The organism is Duganella sp. Root1480D1 (assembly GCF_001427305.1).
Taxonomy (GTDB): domain Bacteria; phylum Pseudomonadota; class Gammaproteobacteria; order Burkholderiales; family Burkholderiaceae_D; genus Rugamonas.
Genome location: NZ_LMFZ01000050.1, coordinates 70,580 through 96,088 on the forward strand (window position 1 = coordinate 70,580; position 25,509 = coordinate 96,088).

A 25,509-nucleotide genomic window follows, 5' to 3' on the forward strand; every position below is an offset into this window, starting at 1 on the left:
GATTGCTTTCCGCCGCTAGAACTTGACCCACCCGGCCGGATCGATCGGCTTGCCCTGGTGGCGCATTTCAAAGTATAAACCCGATTCTTCGTAACCGCCGGTATTTCCGACGGTGGCGATCACCTCGCCCGCTTTCACCACGTCGCCGGCGCGTTTCAGCACAGACTCGTTGTAGCCGTAGCCGCTCCAATACTGGCCGCCGTGGTCGATGATAATGAAATTGCCATAGCCGCGCAGCGACGTAGCGTACACCACGCGGCCAGCCGCCACGGCACGGACTTCGGCGCCGGCGGCGGCTTTCACCACCATGCCTTTCCAGGCCACGCCGTCGGCATTCTTGCTGCCGAAGCGCTTGTCCACCTTGCCCGCGACCGGCATCGGCAACTCGCCTTTCAGCCGTGCGAACACGCCATCCGGCACCACCGGCGCCAACGCCACCTCGGATGGCCGCGGCGATTTCTCGTCGCGCTGCTCGGAAGGTTCCGGCTTGGCGGCGACCTTCGGCTCGTCTTCGACCGGCAGCGGCCTTGGCGCCGGCTTGCCGGCTTTCTTCGCTTCCTGTGCCAGGCGCTCGCGCTCGGCCTGCGCCTTGGCGCGGGCCAGCGCACGCGCTTCCGCTTCCGCCTTGGCCTTGGCGGCGCGTTCGGCGGCCAGCTTTTCCTGGCGCGCTTTTTCGGCGGCGGCGATACGCGCCTGTTCTTCGATCAGCTTATTCAGCTTGTCGACCAGGGCATCCAGGCGCTGGGCATCCTGCTCCATGCGGCCCGCTTCCTTGCGCTGCGCCACCAGCTTCTTGGACAGGCTGGCCAGGGCAGCGGCGCGGCGGCCCTTTTCCTGTTCCAGCTTGGCTTTCTGCTGCTTTTCTTCCGCGGCGATTTCGTCCAGTTCCTGCTTGGCGTTTTGGGCCTCGGCCTGGTTTTCCTCGACCTTTTTCAGGTTGGCGCGCAGGGAGTCGAGCAGCTTGGCCTGCGACTGTGACACATAGGCCATCAGTTGCAGTTCGCGGTTGATGCGGTTGGGATTGTCGCCCGACAGCAGCAGCTTGATGCGGTCTTCATTGCCGGCCACGTACTGCTCGCGCAGCAGCTTGGCCAGTTGCTGCTTCTGGGCCGCCACGGTGGCGGACAGCCGCAGCTGCTCGGCAGCCAGCTCGGCCACCTTGCTATTGATCTGGGATTGCTCCGCCGCCAAGTCGCGCAGGGTGCGATTGGCGTCGGAAATGGCTTCCTCCGACTCGGCCAGGGTGTCGGCCGCGTCTTCCTTGGCGCTCTCGGTCTTGCCGATTTCCGCCTTCAGGGTGGCCAGCTTGCGCGACAATGCCGCCCGTTCTGTTTCGGCCGCAGCTTTTTGCTTGCTGCGTTCGGTCGGCTTCGGAGCGGCATAAGCGCCATGCACGGCCCCCAGCGCCAATAGCAGGGCCAGCGCAACGCCACGCCAAGCGCGGCGAGTCGGATGCAAGGCCACGGGGATTACTTGGCCTTGCCCTGGTTTGCCACGGCAGCCTGGGCGGCGGCGATGGCGGCCGGGTCGCCCAGGTAGTAATGCTTGATCGGCTTCAGGTCGGCATCCAGTTCGTACACCAGCGGCTGGCCGTTCGGGATGTTCAGGCCGACAATTTCCTCGTCGCTGATACCGTCGAGCATCTTGATCAGGGCGCGCAGGCTGTTGCCGTGGGCCGAAATCAGGATCTGCTTGCCGGCCTTGATGGCTGGGGCGATGTCATCGTTCCAGGCCGGCATCACGCGCGCCACGGTGTCTTTCAGACATTCGGTCAGCGGAATGGAATCCTTCGGCAAGCCGGCGTAGCGCGGGTCGCTGAAGGAGGCGCGGTCATCGCCGGCTTCCAGCGCTGGCGGCGGGATATCGTAGCTGCGGCGCCATACCAGCACCTGCGCATCGCCGAACTTGGCGGCGGTTTCGCCCTTGTCCAGGCCTTGCAGGGCGCCGTAATGACGCTCGTTCAGGCGCCAATCATGCTTGATCGGCACATACATTTCGTCCATCTCGTCCAGTGTCAGCCACAGGGTGCGGATGGCGCGCTTGAGCACGGAGGTGTAGCACAGGTCGAAGGAGAAGCCAGCATCTTTCAGGATTTTGCCGGCAGATTTGGCTTCGTTGACGCCTTTTTCGGTCAGGTCCACATCGGTCCAGCCGGTAAAGCGATTTTCCAGGTTCCAGGTGGACTCGCCGTGACGCATGAATACGATTTTATACATAGAGCTATAACAATAGAGTTGGAAATGGGTGAAAATCGCCGCCGAAGCCACGAACAAGCATCTATTTTATAATGCGCAGATTAAGTTCAACCATTGGATTACCGTGAAATTCATCATCGACAATATTTTTCTGATCGCCATCGTCCTGTTGTCCGGCGGCGCCCTGCTGTTCCCAGTCCTGACCCAGCGCGGCAAAAAAGCTTCGCCAGCCGAAGTCACCCTGCTGATCAACCGCGGCAAAGCCGGCATTCTCGATGTGCGCGCCAAGGACAAGGCCGAAAGCCGTATCATCGATTCCAAGCATATTCCACTGGCCGAACTGGGCAAGCGCATGGACGAACTGAAAAAGTTCAAGGACAAGACCCTGGTGGTGGTATGCGATAAAGGGATCAGCGCCTTCAGCGCCGCCCGCATGCTGGAAAAGTCCGGTTTCTCCGACGTTGTCGTGATGGAAGGCGGCATCGATGCCTGGAAGTCGCAAAACCTGCCACTGACACGGAGCTAAGAAAATGACTGCCAACGTTACCATGTACAGCACCCTGGTGTGCCCATATTGCGTGCGCGCCGAACGTTTACTGGAAAGCAAGGGTGTCACTGCCATCAACAAGATCCGCGTCGACCTCGACCCGGCCCAGCGCCAGCTCATGATGGAAAAGACCGGCCGCCGCACCGTGCCGCAGATCTATATCGGCGACACCCACGTTGGCGGTTTTGACGATTTGTATGCTTTGGACCAGGCTGGCGGCCTCGACCCCTTGTTAAAAGGTTAAACGCCCCCAAATACAACGGACATGCGGGCAAAACCTTGGAAGATAGTTCAGTTTTGCTACAATTGCCGTCGCGTTTGACTTGGGCTTACCCCCCGTGGCCTGGACAAGCATTAACTATATAACTGATACGAAAGCGTTCCATGTCTGAAGAAAACCTGCAACCTGTATTCCAAATCCAACGCGTCTACCTGAAAGACATGTCGCTGGAACAGCCTAATTCCCCAGCAATCTTCCTGGAACAGGAAGCCCCTTCGATCGAAGTGGCGCTGGACGTTGGCGCTGAGCCGCTGTCCGAAGGCATCTTCGAGTCCACCGTGACCGTGACCGTGACTGCCAAGATCAAGGACAAAGTCGCTTTCCTGGTTGAAGGCAAACAGGCCGGTATCTTCGAAGCCCGCAATATTCCAGCCGAGCAACTGGACCCACTGCTGGGCATCGGCTGCCCGAACATTGTGTACCCATACCTGCGTTCAAACATCGCCGACATGATCACCCGCGCCGGTTTCCCTCCGATCCACCTGGCCGAAATCAACTTCGAAGTGTTCTACCAGCAGCGCCTGGCAGCCATCGCCCAGCAGCAAGCTGCTGACGCTGGCGCGACCCCGGTCGAAGGCTCGGCAACCGTACAGTAATACTTCTGCGATATCATGGGGAACCACGGTTCCCCCGCATGCAAAGGCCCCCGCGGGCCTTTGCGCATTTTTAAGGTTCTAATCGATGAATTTACGCCGAATTGTCGCCATTGCCGCCGCGCTGCTGGCCTGCGCCAGCGCCCAGGCCATCGACTACCGGGCGGTCGGCGCCAATCCTGCCGTGCTGTACGGCGCCCCGTCGACCCGGGCAGCCAAGCAATACATCGTCCCTTCCGGCGCCCCGCTGGAAGTGGTGCTGACTTACGGCGAGTGGGTCAAGGTGCGCGATATGGCCGGCGACCTGGCCTGGACTGAAGCCAAGGGCTTGAGCAACAAGCAGCGCAACGTGATCGTGCGCGCTGCCAATACCAAGGTGCGCGGCGCGGCCGACGATACTTCGCCGGTGGTGTTCATCGCCGACAAGGGCGTGCTGCTGGAACTGACCGAACCGGCCGCCAATGGCTGGACCAAGGTCAAGCACCGCGACGGCCTGGTTGGCTACGTGCGCAGCAACGATATCTGGGGTAACTGAGCAAGATGCAGCAAGAAGGCAAACGCAAGATCAGCGTGCTGGGCGCAGGCGCCTGGGGCACCGCTGTTGCCATCGCAGTCGCCGCCCGCCACGATGTGGTGCTGTGGGGCCGCGATGCCGCCGCGATGGCTGCAATGGCCGCCGCCCGCGACAATACCAATTACCTGAAAGGCTATCCTTTCCCGCCAGCGCTGCAGGTGAGTTCCGATTTCGACGCCGCCGTGGCCCATGCGGGTCAGGATGGCCTGCTGATCGCGGCCTGCCCTGTGGCTGGACTGCGCCCGCTGCTGCATGCCTTGAAGGGCAAGCAGATCCCGAACATCGTCTGGCTGTGCAAGGGCTTCGAATACGACACCGGCATGCTGCCGCACCAGATCGTGCGCGAAGTGCTGGGTGACGGCGTGCCGGCCGGCGCGCTGTCCGGCCCATCGTTCGCGCAGGAAGTGGCCAAGGGCCTGCCTTGCGCGCTGACGATTGCTTCCTCCGATGCCGCCCTGTGCGAGCTGGTGGTGGGCGCCGTGCATGGCGGCACCATGCGCGTCTATTCCAGCGAAGACATCGTCGGCGTGGAAGTAGGCGGCGCTGTGAAAAACGTGCTGGCGATTGCCACCGGCGTAGCGGACGGCATGGGCCTGGGCCTGAATGCACGCGCCGCCCTGATCACGCGCGGCCTGGCTGAAATCACCCGCCTTGGCACCGCACTGGGCGGCAGCGTCGAGACCTTCATGGGCTTGACCGGCATGGGCGACCTGATCCTTACCTGCACTGGCGACCTGTCGCGCAACCGCCGCGTGGGCCTGGGCCTGGCGCAAGGCAAGTCGCTGGAAACCGTGGTCAATGAACTGGGCCATGTGGCCGAGGGCGTGCCTTGCGCAAAAGCGGTACGCGAACTGGCGCGCCGCCTCGGCGTGGACATGCCGATCACGAATGCGGTCGCCAGCGTGCTGTTCGACGGCCTGCAGCCAGCCGACCTGGTACAGGGCCTGCTGGCGCGCGACCCGCGCTACGAAAGCTTCAATCCGGCAGCAAAATAGTCAGCAGCAACAGGGAATCGGCGTTCGCCTGCAAGGAATGGGGCGCGCCGCCCTCCAGGAACAGCAGCTCGCCCGCACGCAGGATGGTGGTGCGGCCATGGGCATCGAAGGACACTTCCCCCTCCAGGCATTGCAGCGTGATCTGGCCGCGCACCGCGTGCTCCGGCAAGGCGCGGCCCGCGGGCACGGTCATGCGGATCAATTCGAGCTGCTCCGTCTTGGCCAGTGCAATGGAAGAAAATTGCGACAGGCTTTCACCGGCCTCGCGGCTGATCCGGACCACTTGCCCGGATGATGCATGTGGTAGCGCCATATACCCTCCCTGGATAATCCCAATGATAGCAGCAAGGATTAAATGGGGACGTACCCCATTTTTTCAGCGCACCTGATCCTGCCGGCGAAATCAATAAATGGGGTACGTCCCCATTTAATCTACTTCTGCTCGCCGCCGATGACGCGGTAGATGCCTGCGCCTACGCCGGCGCCAACGATCGGCGCCACCCAGAACAGCCACAACTGCGCCACGGCCCAGCCACCGACGTACAGCGCCACGCCGGTGCTGCGCGCCGGGTTGACCGAAGTATTGGTGACCGGAATCGAGATTAAGTGGATCAGCGTCAGGCACAAGCCGATGGCGATCGGCGCGAAGCCGGCCGGCGCGCGCTTGTCGGTCGCGCCCAGGATCACAACCAGGAAGAAGGCCGTCATCACTACTTCCGTCACCAGTGCCGCCACTAGGCTGTAGCCACCAGGCGAATGCTCGCCGTAACCGTTGGAGGCGAAACCGGCCGCAACATCAAAGCCAGCCTTGCCACTGGCAATCAGGTACAGCACGCCGCCCGCCGCGATACCGCCCAGCACCTGCGCCACGATATATCCCGGCAGGTCCTTGGCCGGGAAACGGCCGCCCAGCCACAAGCCGACCGACACGGCCGGGTTCAAGTGGCAACCCGAAATATGCCCGATGGCGAAGGCCATGGTCAGCACCGTCAGGCCAAAGGCCAGCGACACCCCGTGCAAGCCAATCCCCACGCCAGGAAAAGCTGCCGCCAGCACCGCGCTGCCACAACCGCCCAACACCAGCCAGAACGTACCGAAGAATTCCGCACCCAGTTTTTGCATGTCACACCTCCGTTGACAGTTAGTAATTGTGCAAACAGACTAACTATAAATGGCGGAAATGACAACGGTGTGATGTGTTGCACTGCGGAACACATGCGATATCCGGCGTGCTACATTTGTGAACTTTCACCACGATAGGAATGCCATGCCGTCCTCCTTCCCCCTGCGTTCCGCAATTGCTGCGGCGTTCACTTTCGCCTGCGGCGCTGCCGCTGCTGCACCGACCCTGATCCAGGCCGGCACCCTGCTGGACAAGCCGGGCCAGGCGCCGCGCGGCAACTCGACCCTGGTGGTGGAAGACGGCAAGGTCCTGGCCGTGCTGGATGGCTTTGTCGGCGCCGAACGCTATCCGGGCGCCAGGGTGATCGACCTGCGCCGGCGCTTCGTGCTGCCTGGCCTGATCGACAGCCATGTGCACCTGGTGTCCGACCGCGCCGGGCTTGAAGGCGCGCTGGCAGGCGTGACCACCAGCGCCGCGGCCTGGGCCTATGAGGCGGAAATGAATGCGGGCAAGACGCTGAACGCCGGCTTCACCACGGTGCGCAACCTGGGCGACAGCGACCAGGGCATCACCCTGGCGCTGCGCGACGCGATTGCAAAAGGCTGGGCCAAGGGCCCGCGCATCATCGATGCCGGCATGCCGATTTCGACCACCTCCGGCCATATGGACGGCCGCCTCGGTTATGCCGACTGGGTGCAGGAAGCGATCCACACCGATAACGTGTGCGACAGCGCGGAGGCCTGCCGCAAGGCCGTGCGCCTGCAGGTCGGCCGCGGCGTGGACGTGATCAAGATCGCCACCACCGGTGGCGTCAACAGCAAGATCGGCGCCGGCGTCAATAGGCAGATGTTCGACGATGAAGCCAAAGCCCTGGTCGATACCGCCCACCTGTACGGCAAGAAGGTGGCGGTGCATGCGCACGGCAAGGACGGCATCGACCTGGCACTGGCCATGGGCGCGGATTCGATCGAGCACGGCACCATGCTGGACGAAGGCAGCGTCAATCTGTTCCTGAAATCGGGGGCTTATTACGTCTCCACCATGTCGACTGTGAACGGCTACAAGGAGCGCCTGGCAGCCAAGCCGAATGCCTATGAGCCGGCCGTGCTGGAAAAGATCAAATGGCGCATCGGCATTACCGGCAAGGCCTTCAGGCTGGCGCACAAGAGCGGCGTAAAGATCGCCTTCGGCACCGATGCCGGCGTGTCCAAGCATGGCCGTAATGCCGATGAATTCGAGTACATGGTGGAATTCGGCATGACCGCGGCCGAAGCGATCAAGGCGGCCACCGTCAACGCCGCCGACCTGCTGGGTGTTTCCGCCGTCGCCGGCACCCTGGAAGCGGGCAAGGCTGCCGACATCATCGCGGTTGATGGCGATCCGCTGAAGGATGTGAAGGTACTGAAGCGGGTGCCATTCGTGATGGCGGCCGGCAAAGTCTTCAAGCAGGAATAGCAAGCATTCAAATTTCGCTTGCGTTACCGAAGTAATTGCAATAAATTCAATCCATGAGCAAGAATTCGTTCGTGGAGATGAACTGCCCCATCGCCCAAACCCTTGAACAGGTGGGCGAATGGTGGACCTTTGTCATCCTGCGCAACGCGTTCTGCGGCATGAGCCGCTTCCAGGATTTCCAGCGCCACCTGGGCATCAGCTCCAGCATCCTGGCGCGGCGCTTGGAAAAGCTGGTGGAAAACGGCATCCTGCTGCGCCAGCCCTCGGCCGAAGACGCCCGCATCGTCCACTACCGCCTGACGGAAAAGGGCCGCGCGCTCTCCCCCATCCTGGCTGCCATGACCCTGTGGGGCGAGCAATGGGCGCCGAATCCGCAAGGCGCCCGCCTGACGATGGTGGAAAAGGCTACAGGCTTGCCGGTGGCCGGCGTCGGCATTCTCGCCGCGGATGGACGCGCGCTGCAACCCGAACAAATCGAGACGGTGGCCGGTCCCGGCGCCGATGACAAGACGCACGCCCTGGTGCGCATAGGAGAGGAGACTGCATGACCGCTGAAAAAGTCTGGCTGAAGTCCTACCCCGATGGCATTCCCGCCACCATCGATCCCGAACTGTATGGCTCGCTGCCGCACCTGCTGGAAGAATCGTTTTCGCGATATTCCGAGCGCAAGGCATACGCTTGCATGGGCAGCACCATGGGCTATCGCGAATGGGACCGCCACTCGCGCGACCTGGCAGCCTGGCTGCAGCAGCGCGGCTTGCCGAAAGGCGCGCGCGTGGCGGTGATGATGCCGAATGTGCTGCAATATCCGATCGCCGTTGCGGCGGTGCTGCGTGCGGGCTTCACGGTGGTGAACGTCAATCCGCTTTACACCGCGCGCGAGCTGGAACACCAGTTGGCCGATTCCGGCGCGGAAGCGATCGTCATCCTCGAGAACTTTGCCATCACGCTTGAGAAGGTACTGCCGCACACCCAGGTCAAGCACATCGTCGTGGCCAGCATGGGCGACATGCTGGGCTTCGGCAAAGGCGCACTGGTCAACTTTGTGGTGCGCAAGGTGAAAAAGCTGGTGCCCGGCTTTAGCTTGCCGAATGCGGTTCCGTTCCGCGCCGCCTTGCGTGCCGGCGCAGGATTCGACCTGCGCAAGCCCGACCTGGCACATGAGGACATCGCCTTCCTGCAGTACACGGGCGGCACGACCGGGCTGTCGAAGGGTGCGATGCTGACCCATCGCAATGTGATCGCCAATATGCTGCAGAACGATGCCTGGGCGGGCCCGGCTCTGCTCAAGGAGGGCAATGGCAAACAGGTCGTCACGGTTTGCGCGCTGCCGCTGTACCACATCCTCGCATTGAACGCCTGCATGCTGATGGGTGCACGCTGGGGTGCGATGAATTTGCTGGTGCCAAATCCGCGCGACATGGCGGGTTTCGCGAAAGAGTTGGCAAAGTACCGCGTCAACTTCTTCCCGGGCGTGAACACCTTGTTCAACGCACTGTTGAACCAGCCCGAACTCGCCAAGGTCGACTTCTCCGGGCTGCGCATTACGCTCGGTGGCGGCATGGCCGTGCAGCAGGTGGTCAGTGAGCGCTGGATCAAAATGACGGGCAGCCCGATCCTGGAAGGCTATGGCTTGTCCGAGACTTCGCCCACGGCCACGCTGTGCCGCCCGGACCAGCAGTGTTTCAGCGGCACCATCGGTTTGCCGGTGCCTTCGACCGAAGTGGCTATCCTCGATGAAAACGGCAAGGCGCTCCCCTTCGGGCAGCCGGGCGAAATTGCGATCCGCGGGCCGCAGGTGATGGCAGGCTACTGGCGCCGCCCGAGCGAAACCGCCAACGTGATGACTGCTTCCGGCTACTTCAAGTCCGGCGACATCGGCATCATGGATGAACAAGGCTATGTGCGCATTGTCGACCGCAAGAAAGACATGATCCTGGTCTCCGGCTTCAATGTCTATCCTACAGAAGTGGAGTGCGTAGTGGCTGCGCATCCGATGGTGCTCGAATGTGCTTGCATCGGCGTGCCGGATGCCGGCTCGGGCGAAGCCGTGAAGCTGTTCGTCGTGCGCAAGGATCCTTCGCTTACCAGCGAACAGTTGATGGACTACTGCAGGCAACAATTGACCGCCTACAAAAAGCCAAAGCACATCGAATTCCGCGACAGCTTGCCCAAGTCCAACGTCGGCAAGATCCTGCGTCGCGAACTGCGCGAAGATCCGCGCGAAGAAAAAGCGGCCGCATAAACACGCGGTGCATTGCGCGCCGCCAAAGTCTCGCACCATGCTCCAGCTTAGACTGGGACATGGCTGCGCACAGCGATTCTGACTTCAAACAACTGTTCGCCTTTCCCGAGCTGGCGTGCGAATTGCTGCGCGCAGCCGTGCCATCGCCATGGGCTCGCCACGCGAGGGCCGGCGACTTTACACGCCTCAACGCGAGTTATGTCAACCTGGACGGCAAGCAACGGCACGACGACATCGTCTGGTGCGTCCATCGACCTGCGCGGCCAAACATCTACATGTTGCTTGAATTCCAGTCGCGCCCCGAAAAATTCATGGCGCTGCGCATGTTTTCCTACGTGTGCCTGCTTTGCGAGGACCTGCTCAGGCAGCGGCGAGCGACCCATGGCCATTTTCCGCTCGTATTGCCCGTGGTGCTGTATAGCGGGCGCTCCCAGTGGAATGCAGCCACCAGCCTTGCCGATTTGCGGCCACAGGCGAATCCGCACTTGGAAGCGATGCAGCCGGAACTAAAATACTGTGTAGTGGATCGAAATACTGCTTCCCACCTGATTCATGCGGTACTTGAGCTCAACCAGGCAGACGATCGCCAGACCCGGCTGCCAGAGTTGATGTCAATAATCGACATATGGTTGCGCCGCCAGCACAATCCAGACCTGTCCCGAACAGTAATCGACTGGATAAAGCGTCAGATGGGAACGGCATTCGATTTGGTAACTCTCCCACCGGAAAGCAGCTTGGAGGAGATCGTCATGATGTTCGAACACAAATTCAGGGACTACGAAGCACTGCTTGAATATCAAGCAATCGAGCGCGGCAAAGAGAAGGGCATGGCGATAGGGATCGCGCAAGGAATTGAGCAAGGACTTGAACAAGGACTTGAGCGAGGACTTGAACAAGGACTTGAGCGAGGACTTGAGCAAGGAATTGAACAAGGCCTTGAGCAGGGACTCGCACAAGGGCTCGCGCGAGGGCTCGAGCGTGGTCGAGAAGAAGCAAGGGTACTTGAACGGCGTCGCGTGCTGTCGTTGTTGATTGAGCGCACCGGAATTCCAGTTGCGGGGCATATCGCCTTCGTCTTAATGCAGGCTGATCCAGACCAACTTGCCGAATGGATCGACCACATGATTTCCGACGGCGGCTTGCCGCCAGAATTAGCCAATGCTTAAAGGGCTTCCCTTACGGTTTGTGCCTATGGATAATCTCCGATAACGGCGCCTATAATGGCTGGGCGAAACGGCACGCCATTGCCGCCCTCGGAGATACCGCATGAAACATCTGATTGTTGCCAGTCTGGCCCTCGCACTGACCGTGCCTGCCTTTGCAAGTACCACCCACGCCAAGTCCACCGCCACCCATCACAAAACATCTTCGACCACCAGCAAGCACCACGTGGCCAAGAAGAAAACTGCCGCGCATCATAAGACCGCGAAGGCAACCACCCATCACAAGCACGCATGATTTTCGTCTGGGGCAGGAAGGCGGTCTACACCCACGCCGGCTACGTCGCTGACTTCTGCCCCGTATGCCGGGCAGCCCGTGCGTTCTCTGTGCAGCGCATCGGCATGGCCTGGCACGTGTACTACGTCACCGTTTCCAAAGGCGAGCTGGCCGGATACCAGCGCACTTGCTGCGATTGCGGCATGGTGTTGCCAATGGAAGTCGGACACTACAGCCAGTTGAGTGCCGAACAGCTTCCGCTGGTGCAGTTGGAACAAACCACCAATCCTCACCTGTCGATCCGCCACGCCGACGCACTGGCCGCTGCCGCGCGCCTGCGCGAGGCGCCTTTGCTACTCGATGCATCGGAACGCCGCCGCCAGGTCGACTCCGCGCTGCGCCTGCAAGCCGATGCACTCGACGAATTCGAGGCGGCCACGCGGCTCGACCGCGAAGTGTGGTGGTCGATCGCAGGAGCGTTTGCGTTTTGCACCCTGGTGCTCGCGGCCTTGCGCCAGCAGGCGCCGGAAAATATGGATACCGGTTTCATCATCGCCTTCTTCCTCAGCCTGGGCGCCGTGGCCTGGCAATTGAGCCAGATGGGAGAACGCTTCCTGCGCCGCGCCATCCTGCCCAAGCTGGCCCGTTCGCTGGCCCCATTGCAGCCAAGCGTGGTGGAACTCGACGAAGCGTTCGAACGCATGCGCGAACAAGGCCGCAAACTGGCCAAACGTGTGGACAGCGCGCGGGTACAGGAAGCCATTACCTCCCTTCGCGCTTAAGCCAGCGCCAGCGCGTCCAGCAACAACTCAAGCTGCTGCAGGCGCGCTTCCATTTCTTCCATCTGCGGCGCACTGCCGCCCATTCCGTGGAATGCGGTGTTGTGCAGCAGCCCATTGCGGAACTCCGCCAGGCCGCGCGCCTCGCGCAGTAGCCCCAGCATGCCTTCGCTGTTTGCCGGCGATTGCTGCTTCAGGCTCGCCTTGATGCGGTCAAGCCGTTTGCCGAAGGTGAGTTTGCGGGTGTCGTCAGTGCCGATGCTGCGCGCACACAGGATGAATACATGTGCCTCAAGCCGGGAGAACTCATGGATGAAGCTCCCCAGCATCAGCTTCCATTGTTGGTCGGGTAACAGGTCTGGCCTCATGCCGCCCATTCTACGCCGCGAATTCGGTTGCGCTTTCTTTCGATTAATCGTAGTTTACCTTTCGCATAGCAAATAATTTGAAAGGAAATGGAGATGAAACGAAGAATTTCGCTGTTAATCCTTGCGTTTTCTGCTGCGGCGGCCCTGGCGGGCCAGCCGGTCGTGAGCGGCGACGCCGTTGTTGCCCTGGCCGGTAATGGCTTTGTCACCAGCGCCGATTCCGCCTCGACGGAAGTCATCGACAACAATGGCCTGTCCAATTGGACCAGCCCCAATACCGTCACCAGCATCTGGTTCCACATGTCCGCCGCCGGCAATGCCACGTTCTCGCTGGACGCAGGCCTGAGCGGCAGCAAATCCAGCAAGATCCGCGTCACCGCTAACGGCACGCCCTTCGACATCACCCTTGCCAAGGGCAGAACGAAAACCTACGCGGTTGGCTCGATCAACGTGCCTGCCGCCGGCTATGTGCGGGTGGACCTGCAGGGCATCAGCAAATCCGGCACCTACTTCGGCGAAGTGTCGGCGCTGCGCGTCAACACCACCACGGCACTGAACTACGCCAACGACGCCGCCAACTACTACTGGTCGCGCCGCGGCCCATCGGTCCACCTGGGCTACACGGTGCCGGCTAATACGGAATACTTCTACAACGAGGTGACGGTGCCTGCCGGCGAGGACAAGATCGGCGCCTACTTCATGGCGAACGGCTTCAACGGCGGGTACTTCGGCATCCAGGTCAATTCGCCGACCGAGCGCCGTGTGCTGTTTTCGATCTGGGACGCCGACAATGGCGCCAAGACCACCCTGGTGCGCAAGGGGCCGAACGTCGTCGACAACACGTTCGGCGGCGAAGGCACGGGAGGCCAATCCTACTTGCTGTACAACTGGGCAGCCGGCAATACCTACCGCTTCATCACGCGCACCCAACCGGATGGCGCCGGCAATACCGACTTCTCAGCCTGGTTCTACGCGCCGGAAACCAACGCCTGGCGCCTCATCGCCACCTGGAAGCGCCCGGCCACCACCACCTACCACGCCGGCGTCTATTCCTTCCTCGAAAACTTCATCGACACCAACGGCTACCTTGGCCGCAGCGTACAGTTCAACAACCAATGGGCGCGCAGCACCAGCGGCAACTGGAGCGAACTGGTGACCGCACGCTTCACCGGCGACGCCACCGCAGCCAATGCCCAGCGCATGGACTACGCAGGCGGCTTGCAGAACGGCAGTTTCTACCTGCGCAATGGCGGTTTCTTCAGCCCGCACGTGGCGATCAACCAGAATTTCACGCGCCCGGCAACGGGACAGGTTCCAGCGGTCGACGTCAGCACCCTGCCGTAGACATTTTTGTATCCCAGTGTATCTGGCGCCATGCCAGATACACAACTCGCGAAAACACCCCACGCCACCGACACAAGCGATACACACTGCCCCCTTAATCTGGTCACACCTTAACCAAGGAGACCAAGATTATGAAAACCGCTTACGCAGGACTGGCAGCAACCCTGGCAATCGCTCTGTGCGCATCCTCCGCACACGCCGCAGAACCCAAGAAAGAAATGGAGAAGTGCTACGGCGTGGCGAAAGCCGGCCAGAACGACTGCGCCGCAGGGCCGGGCACATCATGCGCCGCCACCTCCAAAGTCGACTACCAGGGCGATGCCTGGATGCTGGTCGAAAAAGGCACCTGCACCACCATCAAAACCCCTAAGGGCTTCGGCTCGCTGAAAGCGAAGTGATGAAACGCGCAATTGCATCCGCGATCGCGCTGGCCGCAGGGTTTGCGGGCGCGGCGCACGCCGCCGCACCAGCCGCGCAACCGGCAGCAAAAAACATCGTGATCGTGCCTGGCGCCTTCATTGACGCCTCCAGTTGGCGCGTTGTGCACGACACGCTGCGCCTGAAGGGCTTCAACGTCACCGTCGCCCAACTGCCGCACACCTCGCTCGACGACGACATTGCGATCGCCCGCAAGGCGATCTTCCAGCAGTTCGGCAACGTGGTTGTGGTCGGCAATGGCATTGGCGGCGCGGTGATGTCGAATGTGGCCACCGGCGACAAGGTCAAGGCGCTGGTATATGTGGCGGCGCTGATGCCTGAAGTCGGAGAAACGTCGCAGCAACTGCTGTCGTCGATGCCCGGCGCCGGCGAAGGCGTCCGTCCGGACCGTGCCGGGTTCCAGTTCTATGACGCTGCGCGCTTCCACGCCGACCTGGCGGCCGACCTGACGCCTAACCGCGTCAACTTCATGGCCGCCTCGCAGGTCCCGGTCAGCAATGTGCTGATGGGGACTCCAAGCTGGTTCGCGACGTGGCGCCAGAAGCCAAGCTTCGGCATCGTCGCCACGCAAGACCGTCTGGTGAACCCTGAACTGCAGCGCTGGATGTACAAGCGCGCCGGCGCCAAGGTTACTGAAATTGCAGCAAGCCATGCAGTGCAAGTCTCGCAGCCGGAAGCGGTTGCGAAAGTTATCGAAGACGCTGCCCTCAGCGTCCTGTAAGTCCCACCTCAACTAAAGGAGATTCATCATGAGCATCGCTACCAAAACCCGCGCTGGCCTGGCCGGCGCCGCCGCCCTGATCGCGCTGGCATCCCTGTCCGCACCATCCTTCGCTGCTGAAAAAGTGAAGGAAGAACCAGGCCGCTGCTACGGCATCAACACCTGCAAGGGCACCAGCCTGTGCGCCACCGCCAAGAACGACTGCAAGGGCCTGAACCAGTGCAAAGGCCAGGGCGTGCTGGTGAAAACCCCGACCGAGTGCAAGGCGCTGGGCGGCAGCCTGACCGAAGCCAAGTAAGATCCGACGGAGGCACACCATGCACACCCATCGCTTTGGCCTCGGCCTGCGCCGCGAACACTACCGCGATTTCCTCGAAGGCGACGTCGACGTGGATTTCGTCGAAGTGATCTCCGAGAACTTCATGGTCGCCGGCGGCCAGCCGCGCGATATACTGCGCCGCGTGAGGGAGAAGCACCCTGTGGTGCTGCATGGTGTGTCGATGTCGCTCGGTTCGGCCGACGGCTTGCGGCCGGACTACCTGGCGCGCCTGTGCACATTGGTGGAGGAGATCGAACCGATGTTCGTCTCCGATCACCTGAGCTGGTCGCGCATCGGCCGCTTTAATTCGCACGACCTGCTGCCCCTGCCCTACACGCAGGAGGCGCTCAACATCATCTGCAACAACATCGACCAGGCGCAGGAAGCGTTGGGGCGCACCATGCTGGTCGAGAATCCATCGAGCTACCTGGCGTATGCCGAGTCGACCATGACGGAATGGGAGTTCATTTCTGCCATGTCCAAGCGCACCGGCTGCGGCCTGCTGCTGGACGTGAATAACGTCTTCGTCAGCGCCAGCAACCACGGTTTCGATCCGCTCGATTTCCTGCGCGGCATGCCGATGAACCGCGTATGCCAAATTCACCTCGCCGGACATAGCCAGGGCGACGGCCTGCTGATCGACACGCACGACAGCGCCGTCAACGATGCCGTGTGGTCGTTGTACCAGCAGGCGATGGCGCGCTGTGGCCCGGTCGCCGCCATGATCGAACGCGACGGCGACATCCCGCCGCTAGCCGACCTGCTGGCGGAACTTGATATCGCGCGCCGCCTTGCCGCGCACAGGGAGGCAGCATGAACCTCGCAGACCTCCAGGGCGACTTCCAGGCCATGCTCGCAGCGTCCATGCCGGCTATCGGCGTGCCTGTCGGCCCGGGCCGCGCCGTGTACCAGAATAACTACCGCGCGCAGCTGGTCGGCTGCCTCGAAGAGAGCTACCCGCAACTGCGTTCCTTCATCGGCGAAGAAGCCTTCCTGCACGCGGCCGCCGCGCACATCAAGCGCAGTCCGCCGCATGCCTGGACGCTGGACGCGTATGCTGACGACTTTTGCGACTCCCTGCAGGCCCTTTTCCCCGACAACCCCGACCTGCACGAACTGGCCTGGATCGAGCACGCGCTGGGCCAATCGTTCATCGGGCCTGATGCGGCGCCGGTCGCCGCCGACGCGCTGGCAGCCGTCGACTGGGACCACGCGCGCCTGAAGCTGACGCCTACCCTGTACCTGCGCACCGCCACCACCAACGCCGCCGACCTGTGGTTCGCACTGCGCGACGGCAGCAGCGCACCAGAAGGCGAAATGCTGCCTGCTTCCGGCGGTCTCCTGGTCTGGCGCCGCGGCTTCGTTTCCTGCCTGCGCGCATTGGACGCAGTCGAATTTGCCGCGCTGACGCAGCTTCAGCGCGACGGCAGCTTTGTCGGCCTGTGCGCACTGCTGGTCGAGCGCATTGGCGAAGAACAGGGCATCGCCAGCGCCGGCGCCATGCTGGCCGACTGGCTTGGCAGTGAACTCATTACCGGAGTTGAAAATGAATGAAACCCGCCGCCTGTTGCTGCTGTCCGCCCTGGCCGGACTGGCAGGGACCGCAAGCCTCGCCTTCGCACCGGCACTCGCCGGCGCCGCGCTGCCCATCCGCAGCGCAACCGAAGTCCTGCGCGCAGTCGCCGCCGCACAGCCGGCGCTCAGCTTCCACGCTGCCGGACCGGACGACGGCCGCCCCATCGTGCTCGTTCGGAGCCCCGGCGACTCCATCGACAGCCATACCGAAACCGCCTCGCTGCTGGCCGCACAAGGTTACCGCGTCCTGCTTCCAGCCCTGCGTGACGCGGATGCCGCCGCGCTAGGCCAGGACCTGCTCGCCTTCATCGACAGCCTGCATATCCCGGAAGCAGTCTTCATCGGTGCCGGCCAAGGTGCGCAAGCTGCACGCGCCGCCGCAAGCCAGCGCCGCACTCGCGTCATCGGCCTCGTACTGACAGGCGCCAATGCCGCGCCAAGCGCTGTCCCAACCATAGGCCTCACTGCCGGCGCCACGCCCCAACAGCTCGCAGACGCAGCCATCGCACTCGCGCGCCAAGGTAAGTGGCGCACCTGACACCAGACAAACACGGAGACCACCATGAACACCAACATCGCCCAATCGCGTCGCGCCACCAGTTCTACCGCGGGCGCCATCCCAGGCCGCATCACAACACTCCATACGCTCGCCGCGCGCCTGTTGCCCGCGTCCGTGCAACTGCTCGCCGCACGCCTTGGCATCGCCGCGATATTCTTTCTCTCCGGCCGCACCAAGGTCGAAGGCTGGTTCACGCTGAAGGATTCGACGATCGACCTGTTCCGCTACGAATACATGCTGCCCCTGGTCCCGCCCGAGATTGCCGCCCCGCTGGCCACCTTTGCCGAACACGCCCTGCCGCTGCTGCTGGTCGCCGGCCTGCTCACCCGCTTCGCCGCCCTCGGCCTGCTTGCCATGACCGCCGTCATCGAAATCTTCGTCTACCCGCAAGCCTGGCCCACCCACCTGAGCTGGGCCGCACTGCTGCTGCCACTGATTTCCCAAGGCGCCGGCAAGTTTTCGCTGGACTACCTGTGGAAGCGATGAAGTCATGACACTGGCGGATGCCAGGATACCCCACCAAATGATCGGCCCAAGAAGTGGAATTTTCCAACTTTGAAATTGAAGGTTCTACTGCATGAAGACGTCCCGTTTGACCGAGAGCCAGATCATCGCCATCCTGAAACAGGCCGAGGCCTGTAGCGCTACTTCACGCTGGCCAGTGGCAGGAACAGCGTCAACGGCGCATCGGGGAAAGCGATGAAGCCGTGGTGCGTATAGAACGCCTTGGCCTTGTCATCCTTGGCATCGACCACCATGGCATAGGCCGCGATCTCGGACTGCGCCGCGCGCACCAGTGCGTCGGCCAGCAGCGCGGCGCCGAGGCCTTGGCCGGCGAAGGCCTTGTCGACCGCCAGGCGTCCCATGCGCACCGCCGGCACCAGCGGGTAACGCGGCAGCTTGTTGGCCACCTCGGGCGGCAAGTCCCCCAGCATCATGCTCGACGAAGCCAGCGTGTAGTAGCCGGCCACCGTCCCGGTCAGTGTTGAGGCCACGAAGCATGCTGCTACGCGACGGCGCACATCTTGGGACAGCTGCTGTTGGAAGTAGCGGTCCAGTGCTTCGGTGGCGCAGGAAAAGGTGGATCGGTCATGGTCCCCGTTCAGAGAGGCCATAACAAACGGCCCCCCGCTCATTCTTCCCGAAGAAGTTGGGTACGGCGGGTCAGCGCGCGCTGTAGGGCGGCATTCGGCTTGGGTGGGTCCAGCAGCGCCGCAGCAAAACATTCCTGGTCGGCCAAGGACAGGCGCATGACATTAGCCTGCTCGACTGTCCGCTGGGCTGCTTCGATGGCGGCCGAAAGCACGAAGTCCGTAATTGTCACGCCATTGATGGCGGCGGCGCGCTTGATCTGGTTGTACACCTTTCCTGGCACGCGGGCGTTGAGGCGGGCTTGCTCATCCTCTTGCTCGGCTGGCAGGGCGGCCATGGCCGGCTCGGCATGTAATGTTGCTTTCATCATCATTCTCCTGGCAATCTCTCCTGTTGCTAAAGGAAATTGTGCGCCAATCTGACTCACATGTTAGCATGAAGTCGCACTGGCGCCACTCGCCGCGACCTGATCTGTTGATTTCCCTTAGCAACGAGCTGATTTCGTCTAATGATGATGAGATTCGGGCACTACTTGCGGCGTTGGCGGCGCGCAATGATCGAGATGCATTGCTGATTACTAAACTGTGCTTAGCCTCGGCCGCTGGTTGGAATGAAGGCGAGTCGCTACGCATCTCCCAGTTACATAGCGGCATGATTGATTTTACGCAAACGAAGACCGACAAGAACAGATCTATCCCGATTGACGACGAGCTCGCCGACGAGATTCGCGAACACTAGAAGAGCGGGATGATCTACGCACATTTGAGCCCGGAACATCTTCACGAAGCCAAAATGCTGAACCCGTTGACGCGGTTGACAGTTCGTTGACACTCGCCCAAATGAAAAGGGCTTACATCGCTGTAAGCCCTTGATAATGCTGGTGCCGGCTGCAGGACTCGAACCCGCCACCTGATGATTACAAATCAACTGCTCTACCTGATGAGCTAAGCCGGCTGTAAAACTTTCGCCGCGATTATACGCTATTTAATGCGAGTGAGGGTTGGACGGCCACCTTTCTTTGGTGGCTCGCCGCCATCGTCCGGTCCATTGTCGTCTTCGCTGCGCGGCGCCGGGGCGCTTGGCACGGAAGACAGGGTCGGGACCGGCGCAATTTCTTCGACTGGCGCAGGCGTTTTCGCTGCCGGCGCCTGGCCCAGCAATGGTTCGAACGCCATGCCCTGGCCGTTTTCATTGGCGTAAATCGCCATCACGTTGTTGACCGGCACGTAGATTTCGCGCGACACGCCGCCGAAGCGGGCGTGGAAGTGGATCGCATCATTATCCATCTTCAGGCCGGAGGTGGCGCCGAAGCTGATATTCAGGACGATCTCGCCCTTCCGCACGTATTCCATCGGTACCTGGGTTGCTGCGTCGACCTTGACCGCCAGGTAGGGGGTATAGCCGCAATCGGTGCACCATTCGTAGATGGCGCGCAGCATATAGGGCTTGGTGGAGATTTCTGACATGTTCAAACTATATGGTGCGGCGCGCGCATTGCAAGCAAAGGCGCGCCGCCGGGGCCGCAATTAACGGCGCATTACTTTCTCGGACGGAGTCAGCGCTTCGATGTAGGCAGGGCGCGAGAAGATGCGCTCGGCGTACTTCATCAACGGCGCTGCGGTCTTCGACAGCTCGATGCCGTAGTGGTCCAGGCGCCACAGCAGCGGAGCCACGGCCACGTCCAGCATGGAGAACTCGTCACCCAGCATGTACTTGTTCTTCAAGAACAGTGGAGCCAGGGTAGTCAGGCGGTCGCGGATTTCTGCGCGGGCCTTGTCGTGGCTCTTGTCGCTCGCCTTGTTGCGCTCGCTTTCCAGCGTGTGCACGTGAACGAACAGTTCTTTCTCGAAGTTGAACAGCATCAGGCGGGCACGGGCACGCATCAGCGGGTCGGCCGGCATCAGTTGCGGGTGGGGGAAGCGCTCGTCGATGTACTCATTGATGATATTCGATTCGTACAGGATCAATTCGCGCTCGACCAGGATCGGTACCTGGCCATACGGGTTCATGGTCGAAATGTCTTCCGGCTTGTTGAACAGGTCAACATCGCGCACTTCAAAGTCCATGCCTTTTTCGAACAGGACCAGGCGGCAGCGCTGGGAGAATGGGCAGGTAGTGCCCGAATAGAGAACCATCATTTTCCTAGTTCCTTAGAAACAAAGGGGGCGAGACCGCGAACGGTTCACCCCAGTTGGGCCGCCCGCACGAGGCAGGGGGCGCAAACACGCGCCGGAAAGCCGGCGCACGCAATTATTTGACTTCTTTCCAGTACGACGCGTTGAGGCGCCATGCCAGGGTAGCGAAGATAGTCATGAAGATCAGGACCCATACGCCCAGCTGCTTGCGCTTCTGTGCGGCTGGCTCGGCCATCCACTCCATGTAGCCAACGATGTCGGCTACTGCAGTGTCGAACTCCAGCTTGGTCATGGTGCCTGGTTTTACTTGCTCGAAGCCCGCGAACTTGTGCACTTTCTTGCCGTGCTCATGTGGGTCTTCGACTTCTTCAAACTTGGCAGCCTGCACGCCTTGCAGCTCCCACAGCACGTGTGGCATGGCCGCATTCGGCAGCACCATGTTGTTGAAGCCGGTTGGGCGGGTGTCGTCCTTGTAGAAGGTACGCAGGTAGGTGTACAGGTAATCGCTGCCCGTGTTGGACGGCGTTGCCTTGGCGCGGGCGATCACGGACAGGTCAGGCGGCACGGTGCCGAACCACGCCTTGGCGTCCTTGGCCGGCATGGCCGTGGTCATCATTTCGCCCACTTTTTCGCCGGTGAACAACAGGTTGTTCTTGATCTGGTCTTCGGTCAGGCCCAGGTCGCGCAGGCGGTTGTAACGCATGGACGACGCATTGTGGCAGTTCAGGCAGTAGTTCACGAACAGCTTGGCGCCGTTTTGCAGGGCAGCCATATTGTGCGAGCGGTCCGGGGCCTTCTCCAGCGGGAAGCCGCCTTCGTTGGCGAAGGCCAGCACTGGTACCAGGGCCAGGAGGGCCAGCAGTTTCTTCGAAAAGATCATTTATTAGTCCTTTGCTTAGCGTTCTGGTCGTCCGATTAGTGCGCGTGGAATACAACGCGATCCGGCACCTTCTTGAACGTACCCATCGCGCTCCACCATGGCATCAGCAGGAAGAAGCTGAAGTAGTACAGGGTCGCAATCTGAGCGATGATCGTGCCGACCGGGCTTGGCGGCTGGGTGCCCAGGTAGCCCAGGGCTACGAAGGCAATGCCCAGGCCGGCGTACACATACTTGTGCCAGTCAGGACGGTAACGGATCGATTTCACCGGCGAATGGTCGAGCCATGGCAGGAAGGCCAGGATCACCACGGAACCGCCGAAGAACACCACGCCCCAGAATTTCGCATCCAGCGCGCCTGGCAGCATGCCGACGATCATCAGCAGCGCGATCACGCTGACAGCGATCTTGACCATGCCCGGCAGCTTGGACTTCATCCACAGGAAGGCGGTGTAGGCAGCGATGCCCACCATCAGCACCCACAGGAAGTCCGAGGTGGTGGCGCGCAGCACCGAGTAGAAGGCGGTGAAGTACCAGGTCGGCGCAATGTGCGGCGGGGTCTTCATCGAATCGCCCGGCAGGAAGTTGTTGTACTCCAGGAAATAACCGCCCATCTCAGGCGCGAAGAACACCACCGCCGAGAAGATGGTCAGGAAGATCGATACGCCGAACAGGTCGTGCACGGTGTAGTACGGGTGCGAAGGAATCGAATCCACCGGGTGGCCGTCCGGGCCCAGGTTTTCTTTCACTTCGATGCCGTCCGGGTTGGACGAGCCGACTTCGTGCAGCGCGATCAGGTGGGCAGCCACCAGGCCCAGCAGAACCAGCGGGATGGCGATCACGTGGAAAGCGAAGAAGCGGTTCAGGGTCGCGTCGGACACCACGTAGTCGCCGCGGATCCACAGCGACAGGTCTGGGCCGATCAGCGGAATCGCGCCGAACAGGTTGACGATCACCTGGGCGCCCCAGTACGACATCTGGCCCCACGGCAGCAGGTAGCCGAAGAATGCTTCGGCCATCAGGCACAGGAAGATGGCGAAACCGAACAGCCAGATCAGTTCACGTGGCTTGCGGTAGGAACCGTACATCAGGCCGCGGGTCATGTGCAGGTACACGATGATGAAGAAGGCCGAAGCGCCGGTCGAGTGCATATAACGCACCAGCCAGCCCCATGGCACTTCGCGCATGATGTATTCAACCGATGCGAAAGCCAGGCCGGCGTCCGGCTTGTAGTGCATGGTCAGGAAGATGCCGGTGACGATCTGCAGCACCAGCACCAGCATGGCCAGGGAACCGAAGATGTACCAGAAATTGAAGTTTTTCGGGGCGTAGTACTTGCCCCATTGGTCGTTCCACAGCTTGGTGGCCGGGAAGCGGTCGTCGACCCAGCCCATCAGCTTCTTGGCTGCAGGTGCGTCGGCAGGGAATTTGGTTTCCTTGAATGCGGCCATGGATTATGCCTCGCCTTTCTCGTCTTTACCGATGATCAGCTTGCTGTCGCCCAGGTACATATGGCGTGGCACTTGCAGGTTGTCCGGAGCAGGCTTGTTCTTGAATACGCGGCCAGCCAGGTCGAAGGTCGAACCGTGGCATGGGCACAGGAAGCCGCCCAGCCAGTTGTCTGGCAGCGAAGGCTGTGCGCCCGGGGTGAATTTGGACGATGGGGAGCAGCCCAGGTGGGAGCAGATGCCCACGGCCACCAGGATTTCAGGCTTGATCGAGCGATGCTGGTTGCGGGCGTATTCCGGCGTCAGGTCGTCGGGGGTGCGCTCGGATTTCGGATCGGCCAGTTCAGCCTCGTCCTTCGCCAGCGTTGCCACCATTTCCGCGGTACGCTTCAGGATCCAGACTGGCTTACCACGCCATTCGACGGTTTTCATTTCGCCCGGCTGCAGCGTAGAGATATCCACTTCCACCGGTGCACCAGCTGCCTTCGCGCGCTCGGACGGCTGGAACGTGCTTACCAGGGCGCCAGTTGCACCCAAACCGACCACACCACCTGCCGCACACGTTGCGACGAGGAGACCGCGACGGCTCGAATCGACCTGCTTCTCGTTACTCATACAAACCCCAATCAGTCAAAAATCCAAAATCTTTATTGTTAACAAAGCTTCTAGCAACCTTAAATTATAAAGTAGTGAAGATGCGATTTAAAGCAAAACCTTGCAAATAGCCAATCCATCCCAATGTTGCGCCTCTTGCGCGATCGATGAATTTGCAGCAAAGTTGATACAAATCCATAAATTTTTGGGGAGAATGTGTTATGGGGATGATGCAAGAATTTAAAGAATTTGCAATGAAAGGCAATGTCATCGACCTGGCGGTCGGCGTCATCATCGGTGCAGCCTTCGGCAAAATCGTCGATTCCCTCGTTGCCGACGTGATCATGCCCCCGATCGGCATGCTGCTGGGCGGCCTCGATTTCGCCAACTATTACATTCCTCTCAACGGACAGGCGCACAACCTGGCCCTGGCCGAGGCGAAGAAACTGGGCGCGGTGATCGCCTACGGCAATTTCCTTACCATCCTGCTGAATTTCGTCATCCTGGCCTTCGTGATCTTCCAGATGGTACGCCTGGTCGCCAAGCTGCGCCGCGCCGAAGCACCGGTTGCCGCCCCGGCAGAACCTGCACCACCTTCAGAAGATATCGTGCTCCTGCGCGAAATTCGCGATTCTTTGCGAAAATAGGAGTTAACGCCCATTTTGTAGCAATACCGCCATGCGAAGACTCTGGTTATTGTTTGCACAAACGGTGACCATCGCATTGGCACTGTTCTTTGTATACACGGCTGTGCAGCGGCCGGCACCGAATTCCGGTGCCCCGGCCGCCCCAGCGGCCGGCCGCCCTACCGTGCTGGCCGAGGCCATGCCGCCCTCTCCCGGGTCGTACCGGACTGCCGCCGGCCGCGCCATGCCGGCCGTTGTCAACATCCTGACCACCAAGGCGGTGCGCAAGCGCCACCCGCTGTCGCGCGATCCCTTCTTCAAGCGCTTTTTTGACGACCGTGACGAGGAAGATGACCAGAACAGCCTCGGCTCCGGCGTGATCGTCAGCCCGCAAGGCTATATCCTGACCAATTACCATGTGGTGGAAGCCGCCGACGAAATCCAGGTGGTACTGCCCGATGGCCGCAAGGCCGCCGCCAAGATGGTCGGCACCGATCCGGAAACCGACCTGGCCGTGGTCCGCATCGAACTGGACAAGCTGCCGGTGGTGGCGCTGGGCCAGGTCGAGCAAGCCAAGGTGGGCGACGTGGTGCTGGCCATCGGCAACCCGTTCGGCGTCGGCCAGACCGTCACCATGGGCATCATCTCCGCCCTGGGCCGCAACAACCTGCATATCAACCATTTCGAAAACTTCATCCAGACCGATGCTGCCATCAATTTCGGCAATTCGGGCGGTGCCCTGATCGACACCCAGGGCAACCTGCTGGGGATTAATTCGGCGATTTACTCCCAGACCGGCGGCTCGGTTGGCATCGGCTTCGCGATTCCGGTCAGCACGGCGCGCAATGTGCTGGAAGCCATTATTAAAGACGGCCATGTGGTGCGCGGCTGGATCGGCGTCGAATCGCAGGAAATTACGCCGGAGCTGGCGCGCAGCTTCAGCCTGGACCGCGATTCGGGCGCCATCATCGCCGGCGTGGTGCGCAACGGCCCCGCCGACAAGGCCGGCATGAAGCCGGGCGACATCCTGCTGTCGGTGGACGGCAAGCCGGTCAAGGACACCAACGAAATGCTGAACCTGATCGCCCAGCTCTCGCCCGGCGGCCAGTCGACCATGCGCATCCTGCGCAAGAGCCGCGAAAGCGAACTCCAACTCACCGTGGGCAAACGCCCCCCAGCGAAAAAATAAT

34 protein-coding genes and 1 tRNA gene are annotated in these 25,509 nt (G+C 61.3%); 22 read left to right on the forward strand and 13 right to left on the reverse strand.

Going from position 1 to position 25,509, the window contains the following annotated elements; genetic code table 11:
* Nucleotides 1-15: 15 nt before the first annotated feature.
* Together ASD58_RS29505 and gpmA are read right to left on the reverse strand one after the other, a co-directional pair.
* The gene (locus ASD58_RS29505) at nt 16-1,458 is read right to left on the reverse strand and encodes a murein hydrolase activator EnvC (RefSeq protein ID WP_373994490.1); all 1,443 of its coding nucleotides are present in this window, start codon (nt 1,456-1,458) and stop codon (nt 16-18) included.
* Nucleotides 1,459-1,469: 11 nt separating this feature from the next.
* Entirely contained in the window at nt 1,470-2,216 is a 747-nt protein-coding gene (gpmA, locus tag ASD58_RS29510; RefSeq protein WP_057265990.1) for a 2,3-diphosphoglycerate-dependent phosphoglycerate mutase, read from the reverse strand.
* Between the two features lie 103 nt (nt 2,217-2,319).
* Between gpmA and ASD58_RS29515 the strand changes: the two genes are divergently transcribed.
* The 5 genes from ASD58_RS29515 (at nt 2,320) to ASD58_RS29535 (ending at nt 5,184) form a co-directional block, all read left to right on the forward strand.
* Nucleotides 2,320-2,721 (forward strand): rhodanese-like domain-containing protein, encoded by a 402-nt coding sequence (locus ASD58_RS29515; protein ID WP_057266261.1) that lies wholly within the window; start codon nt 2,320-2,322, stop codon nt 2,719-2,721.
* A gap of 4 nt (nt 2,722-2,725) precedes the next feature.
* Nucleotides 2,726-2,986, forward strand: a complete 261-nt coding sequence (gene grxC / locus ASD58_RS29520) for a glutaredoxin 3 (RefSeq protein WP_057265991.1) — start codon at nt 2,726-2,728, stop codon at nt 2,984-2,986.
* A gap of 140 nt (nt 2,987-3,126) precedes the next feature.
* Nucleotides 3,127-3,618: a protein-export chaperone SecB gene (secB, locus tag ASD58_RS29525; protein ID WP_055928071.1), complete on the forward strand. Its 492-nt coding sequence runs from the start codon at nt 3,127-3,129 to the stop codon at nt 3,616-3,618.
* 85 nt (nt 3,619-3,703) lie between these two features.
* On the forward strand, nt 3,704-4,150 hold the full coding sequence (locus ASD58_RS29530; RefSeq protein WP_057265994.1) for an SH3 domain-containing protein: 447 nt from the start codon (nt 3,704-3,706) through the stop codon (nt 4,148-4,150).
* Between the two features lie 5 nt (nt 4,151-4,155).
* Entirely contained in the window at nt 4,156-5,184 is a 1,029-nt protein-coding gene (locus tag ASD58_RS29535) for an NAD(P)H-dependent glycerol-3-phosphate dehydrogenase (protein ID WP_057265996.1), read from the forward strand.
* Here ASD58_RS29535 and ASD58_RS29540 read toward each other — a convergent pair.
* Nucleotides 5,165-5,497 (reverse strand): cupin domain-containing protein, encoded by a 333-nt coding sequence (locus ASD58_RS29540; protein WP_057265998.1) that lies wholly within the window; start codon nt 5,495-5,497, stop codon nt 5,165-5,167. The genes ASD58_RS29535 and ASD58_RS29540 overlap by 20 nt on opposite strands.
* Nucleotides 5,498-5,616: 119 nt before the next feature.
* Entirely contained in the window at nt 5,617-6,306 is a 690-nt protein-coding gene (gene aqpZ, locus ASD58_RS29545; RefSeq protein ID WP_057266000.1) for an aquaporin Z, read from the reverse strand.
* 145 nt (nt 6,307-6,451) lie between these two features.
* Between aqpZ and ASD58_RS29550 the strand changes: the two genes are divergently transcribed.
* The 6 genes from ASD58_RS29550 (at nt 6,452) to ASD58_RS29575 (ending at nt 12,226) form a co-directional block, all read left to right on the forward strand.
* On the forward strand, nt 6,452-7,762 hold the full coding sequence (locus ASD58_RS29550) for an amidohydrolase family protein (RefSeq protein WP_057266002.1): 1,311 nt from the start codon (nt 6,452-6,454) through the stop codon (nt 7,760-7,762).
* A 53-nt stretch (nt 7,763-7,815) separates the two neighbouring features.
* A complete protein-coding gene (locus tag ASD58_RS29555; protein ID WP_057266004.1) occupies nt 7,816-8,310 on the forward strand; it encodes a helix-turn-helix domain-containing protein in 495 nt (164 codons plus the stop codon).
* A complete protein-coding gene (locus tag ASD58_RS29560) occupies nt 8,307-10,007 on the forward strand; it encodes a long-chain-fatty-acid--CoA ligase (RefSeq protein ID WP_057266006.1) in 1,701 nt (566 codons plus the stop codon). The genes ASD58_RS29555 and ASD58_RS29560 overlap by 4 nt, the downstream gene beginning before the upstream one ends.
* A 59-nt stretch (nt 10,008-10,066) precedes the next feature.
* Nucleotides 10,067-11,173 (forward strand): Rpn family recombination-promoting nuclease/putative transposase, encoded by a 1,107-nt coding sequence (locus ASD58_RS29565; protein WP_057266008.1) that lies wholly within the window; start codon nt 10,067-10,069, stop codon nt 11,171-11,173.
* Between the two features lie 100 nt (nt 11,174-11,273).
* Nucleotides 11,274-11,465, forward strand: coding sequence for a hypothetical protein (locus tag ASD58_RS29570; RefSeq protein WP_057266010.1), 192 nt, complete (start codon nt 11,274-11,276; stop codon nt 11,463-11,465).
* Nucleotides 11,462-12,226: a hypothetical protein gene (locus tag ASD58_RS29575; protein WP_057266012.1), complete on the forward strand. Its 765-nt coding sequence runs from the start codon at nt 11,462-11,464 to the stop codon at nt 12,224-12,226. Before ASD58_RS29570 ends, ASD58_RS29575 begins: the two co-directional genes overlap by 4 nt.
* Here the strand turns inward: ASD58_RS29575 and ASD58_RS29580 are convergent.
* Complete coding sequence (locus ASD58_RS29580) at nt 12,223-12,591, reverse strand: hypothetical protein (protein ID WP_156401559.1); 369 nt, start codon at nt 12,589-12,591, stop codon at nt 12,223-12,225. The genes ASD58_RS29575 and ASD58_RS29580 overlap by 4 nt on opposite strands.
* A 93-nt stretch (nt 12,592-12,684) precedes the next feature.
* On the opposite strand from ASD58_RS29580, the gene ASD58_RS29585 reads away from it, so the two are divergent.
* The 8 genes from ASD58_RS29585 to ASD58_RS29620 all read left to right on the forward strand — a co-directional run bounded on the left by ASD58_RS29585 (nt 12,685) and on the right by ASD58_RS29620 (nt 18,033).
* Nucleotides 12,685-13,935: a DUF3472 domain-containing protein gene (locus ASD58_RS29585; protein ID WP_082565796.1), complete on the forward strand. Its 1,251-nt coding sequence runs from the start codon at nt 12,685-12,687 to the stop codon at nt 13,933-13,935.
* Nucleotides 13,936-14,066: 131 nt separating this feature from the next.
* The gene (locus ASD58_RS29590) at nt 14,067-14,333 is read left to right on the forward strand and encodes a DUF2282 domain-containing protein (protein WP_057266016.1); all 267 of its coding nucleotides are present in this window, start codon (nt 14,067-14,069) and stop codon (nt 14,331-14,333) included.
* A complete protein-coding gene (locus ASD58_RS29595) occupies nt 14,333-15,094 on the forward strand; it encodes an alpha/beta fold hydrolase (protein WP_057266018.1) in 762 nt (253 codons plus the stop codon). Before ASD58_RS29590 ends, ASD58_RS29595 begins: the two co-directional genes overlap by 1 nt.
* 28 nt (nt 15,095-15,122) lie before the next feature.
* Entirely contained in the window at nt 15,123-15,392 is a 270-nt protein-coding gene (locus ASD58_RS29600; protein ID WP_057266020.1) for a hypothetical protein, read from the forward strand.
* Nucleotides 15,393-15,411: 19 nt separating this feature from the next.
* Nucleotides 15,412-16,230 carry a DUF692 domain-containing protein gene (locus tag ASD58_RS29605; RefSeq protein ID WP_057266022.1) on the forward strand — a complete coding sequence of 273 codons (819 nt, stop codon included), beginning with the start codon at nt 15,412-15,414 and terminating at the stop codon, nt 16,228-16,230.
* Nucleotides 16,227-16,967, forward strand: coding sequence for a DNA-binding domain-containing protein (locus ASD58_RS29610; RefSeq protein ID WP_057266024.1), 741 nt, complete (start codon nt 16,227-16,229; stop codon nt 16,965-16,967). Before ASD58_RS29605 ends, ASD58_RS29610 begins: the two co-directional genes overlap by 4 nt.
* Entirely contained in the window at nt 16,960-17,526 is a 567-nt protein-coding gene (locus ASD58_RS29615) for a hypothetical protein (protein ID WP_057266026.1), read from the forward strand. The genes ASD58_RS29610 and ASD58_RS29615 overlap by 8 nt, the downstream gene beginning before the upstream one ends.
* A 24-nt stretch (nt 17,527-17,550) precedes the next feature.
* Nucleotides 17,551-18,033: a DoxX family protein gene (locus ASD58_RS29620; protein ID WP_082565778.1), complete on the forward strand. Its 483-nt coding sequence runs from the start codon at nt 17,551-17,553 to the stop codon at nt 18,031-18,033.
* Nucleotides 18,034-18,191: 158 nt separating this feature from the next.
* Here ASD58_RS29620 and ASD58_RS29625 read toward each other — a convergent pair whose 3' ends face one another.
* Nucleotides 18,192-18,683, reverse strand: a complete 492-nt coding sequence (locus ASD58_RS29625) for a GNAT family N-acetyltransferase (protein ID WP_057266027.1) — start codon at nt 18,681-18,683, stop codon at nt 18,192-18,194.
* Nucleotides 18,680-19,006, reverse strand: coding sequence for a DUF1778 domain-containing protein (locus ASD58_RS29630; RefSeq protein ID WP_373994487.1), 327 nt, complete (start codon nt 19,004-19,006; stop codon nt 18,680-18,682). The genes ASD58_RS29625 and ASD58_RS29630 overlap by 4 nt, the downstream gene beginning before the upstream one ends.
* 68 nt (nt 19,007-19,074) lie before the next feature.
* Here ASD58_RS29630 and ASD58_RS31745 point away from each other — a divergent pair, with 68 nt between their 5' ends.
* Nucleotides 19,075-19,377, forward strand: a complete 303-nt coding sequence (locus ASD58_RS31745) for a hypothetical protein (RefSeq protein ID WP_057266030.1) — start codon at nt 19,075-19,077, stop codon at nt 19,375-19,377.
* 140 nt (nt 19,378-19,517) lie between these two features.
* Here ASD58_RS31745 and ASD58_RS29640 read toward each other — a convergent pair.
* The 6 genes from ASD58_RS29640 to petA all read right to left on the reverse strand — a co-directional run bounded on the left by ASD58_RS29640 (nt 19,518) and on the right by petA (nt 23,714).
* Nucleotides 19,518-19,593, reverse strand: a tRNA-Thr gene (locus ASD58_RS29640).
* 26 nt (nt 19,594-19,619) lie between these two features.
* Complete coding sequence (locus ASD58_RS29645; RefSeq protein WP_057266032.1) at nt 19,620-20,105, reverse strand: ClpXP protease specificity-enhancing factor; 486 nt, start codon at nt 20,103-20,105, stop codon at nt 19,620-19,622.
* A gap of 60 nt (nt 20,106-20,165) precedes the next feature.
* Nucleotides 20,166-20,777: a glutathione S-transferase N-terminal domain-containing protein gene (locus tag ASD58_RS29650; RefSeq protein WP_057266034.1), complete on the reverse strand. Its 612-nt coding sequence runs from the start codon at nt 20,775-20,777 to the stop codon at nt 20,166-20,168.
* 112 nt (nt 20,778-20,889) lie between these two features.
* Nucleotides 20,890-21,654: a cytochrome c1 gene (locus ASD58_RS29655; RefSeq protein WP_057266036.1), complete on the reverse strand. Its 765-nt coding sequence runs from the start codon at nt 21,652-21,654 to the stop codon at nt 20,890-20,892.
* Nucleotides 21,655-21,689: 35 nt separating this feature from the next.
* Nucleotides 21,690-23,102 (reverse strand): cytochrome bc complex cytochrome b subunit, encoded by a 1,413-nt coding sequence (locus ASD58_RS29660; protein ID WP_057266038.1) that lies wholly within the window; start codon nt 23,100-23,102, stop codon nt 21,690-21,692.
* Nucleotides 23,103-23,105: 3 nt separating this feature from the next.
* A complete protein-coding gene (gene petA, locus ASD58_RS29665; protein ID WP_057266040.1) occupies nt 23,106-23,714 on the reverse strand; it encodes a ubiquinol-cytochrome c reductase iron-sulfur subunit in 609 nt (202 codons plus the stop codon).
* 200 nt (nt 23,715-23,914) lie between these two features.
* On the opposite strand from petA, the gene mscL reads away from it, so the two are divergent.
* Together mscL and ASD58_RS29675 are read left to right on the forward strand one after the other, a co-directional pair.
* Nucleotides 23,915-24,340, forward strand: a complete 426-nt coding sequence (gene mscL, locus ASD58_RS29670; RefSeq protein WP_057266042.1) for a large conductance mechanosensitive channel protein MscL — start codon at nt 23,915-23,917, stop codon at nt 24,338-24,340.
* Nucleotides 24,341-24,371: 31 nt separating this feature from the next.
* The gene (locus ASD58_RS29675) at nt 24,372-25,508 is read left to right on the forward strand and encodes a S1C family serine protease (protein ID WP_057266043.1); all 1,137 of its coding nucleotides are present in this window, start codon (nt 24,372-24,374) and stop codon (nt 25,506-25,508) included.
* Nucleotide 25,509 lies beyond the last annotated feature (1 nt).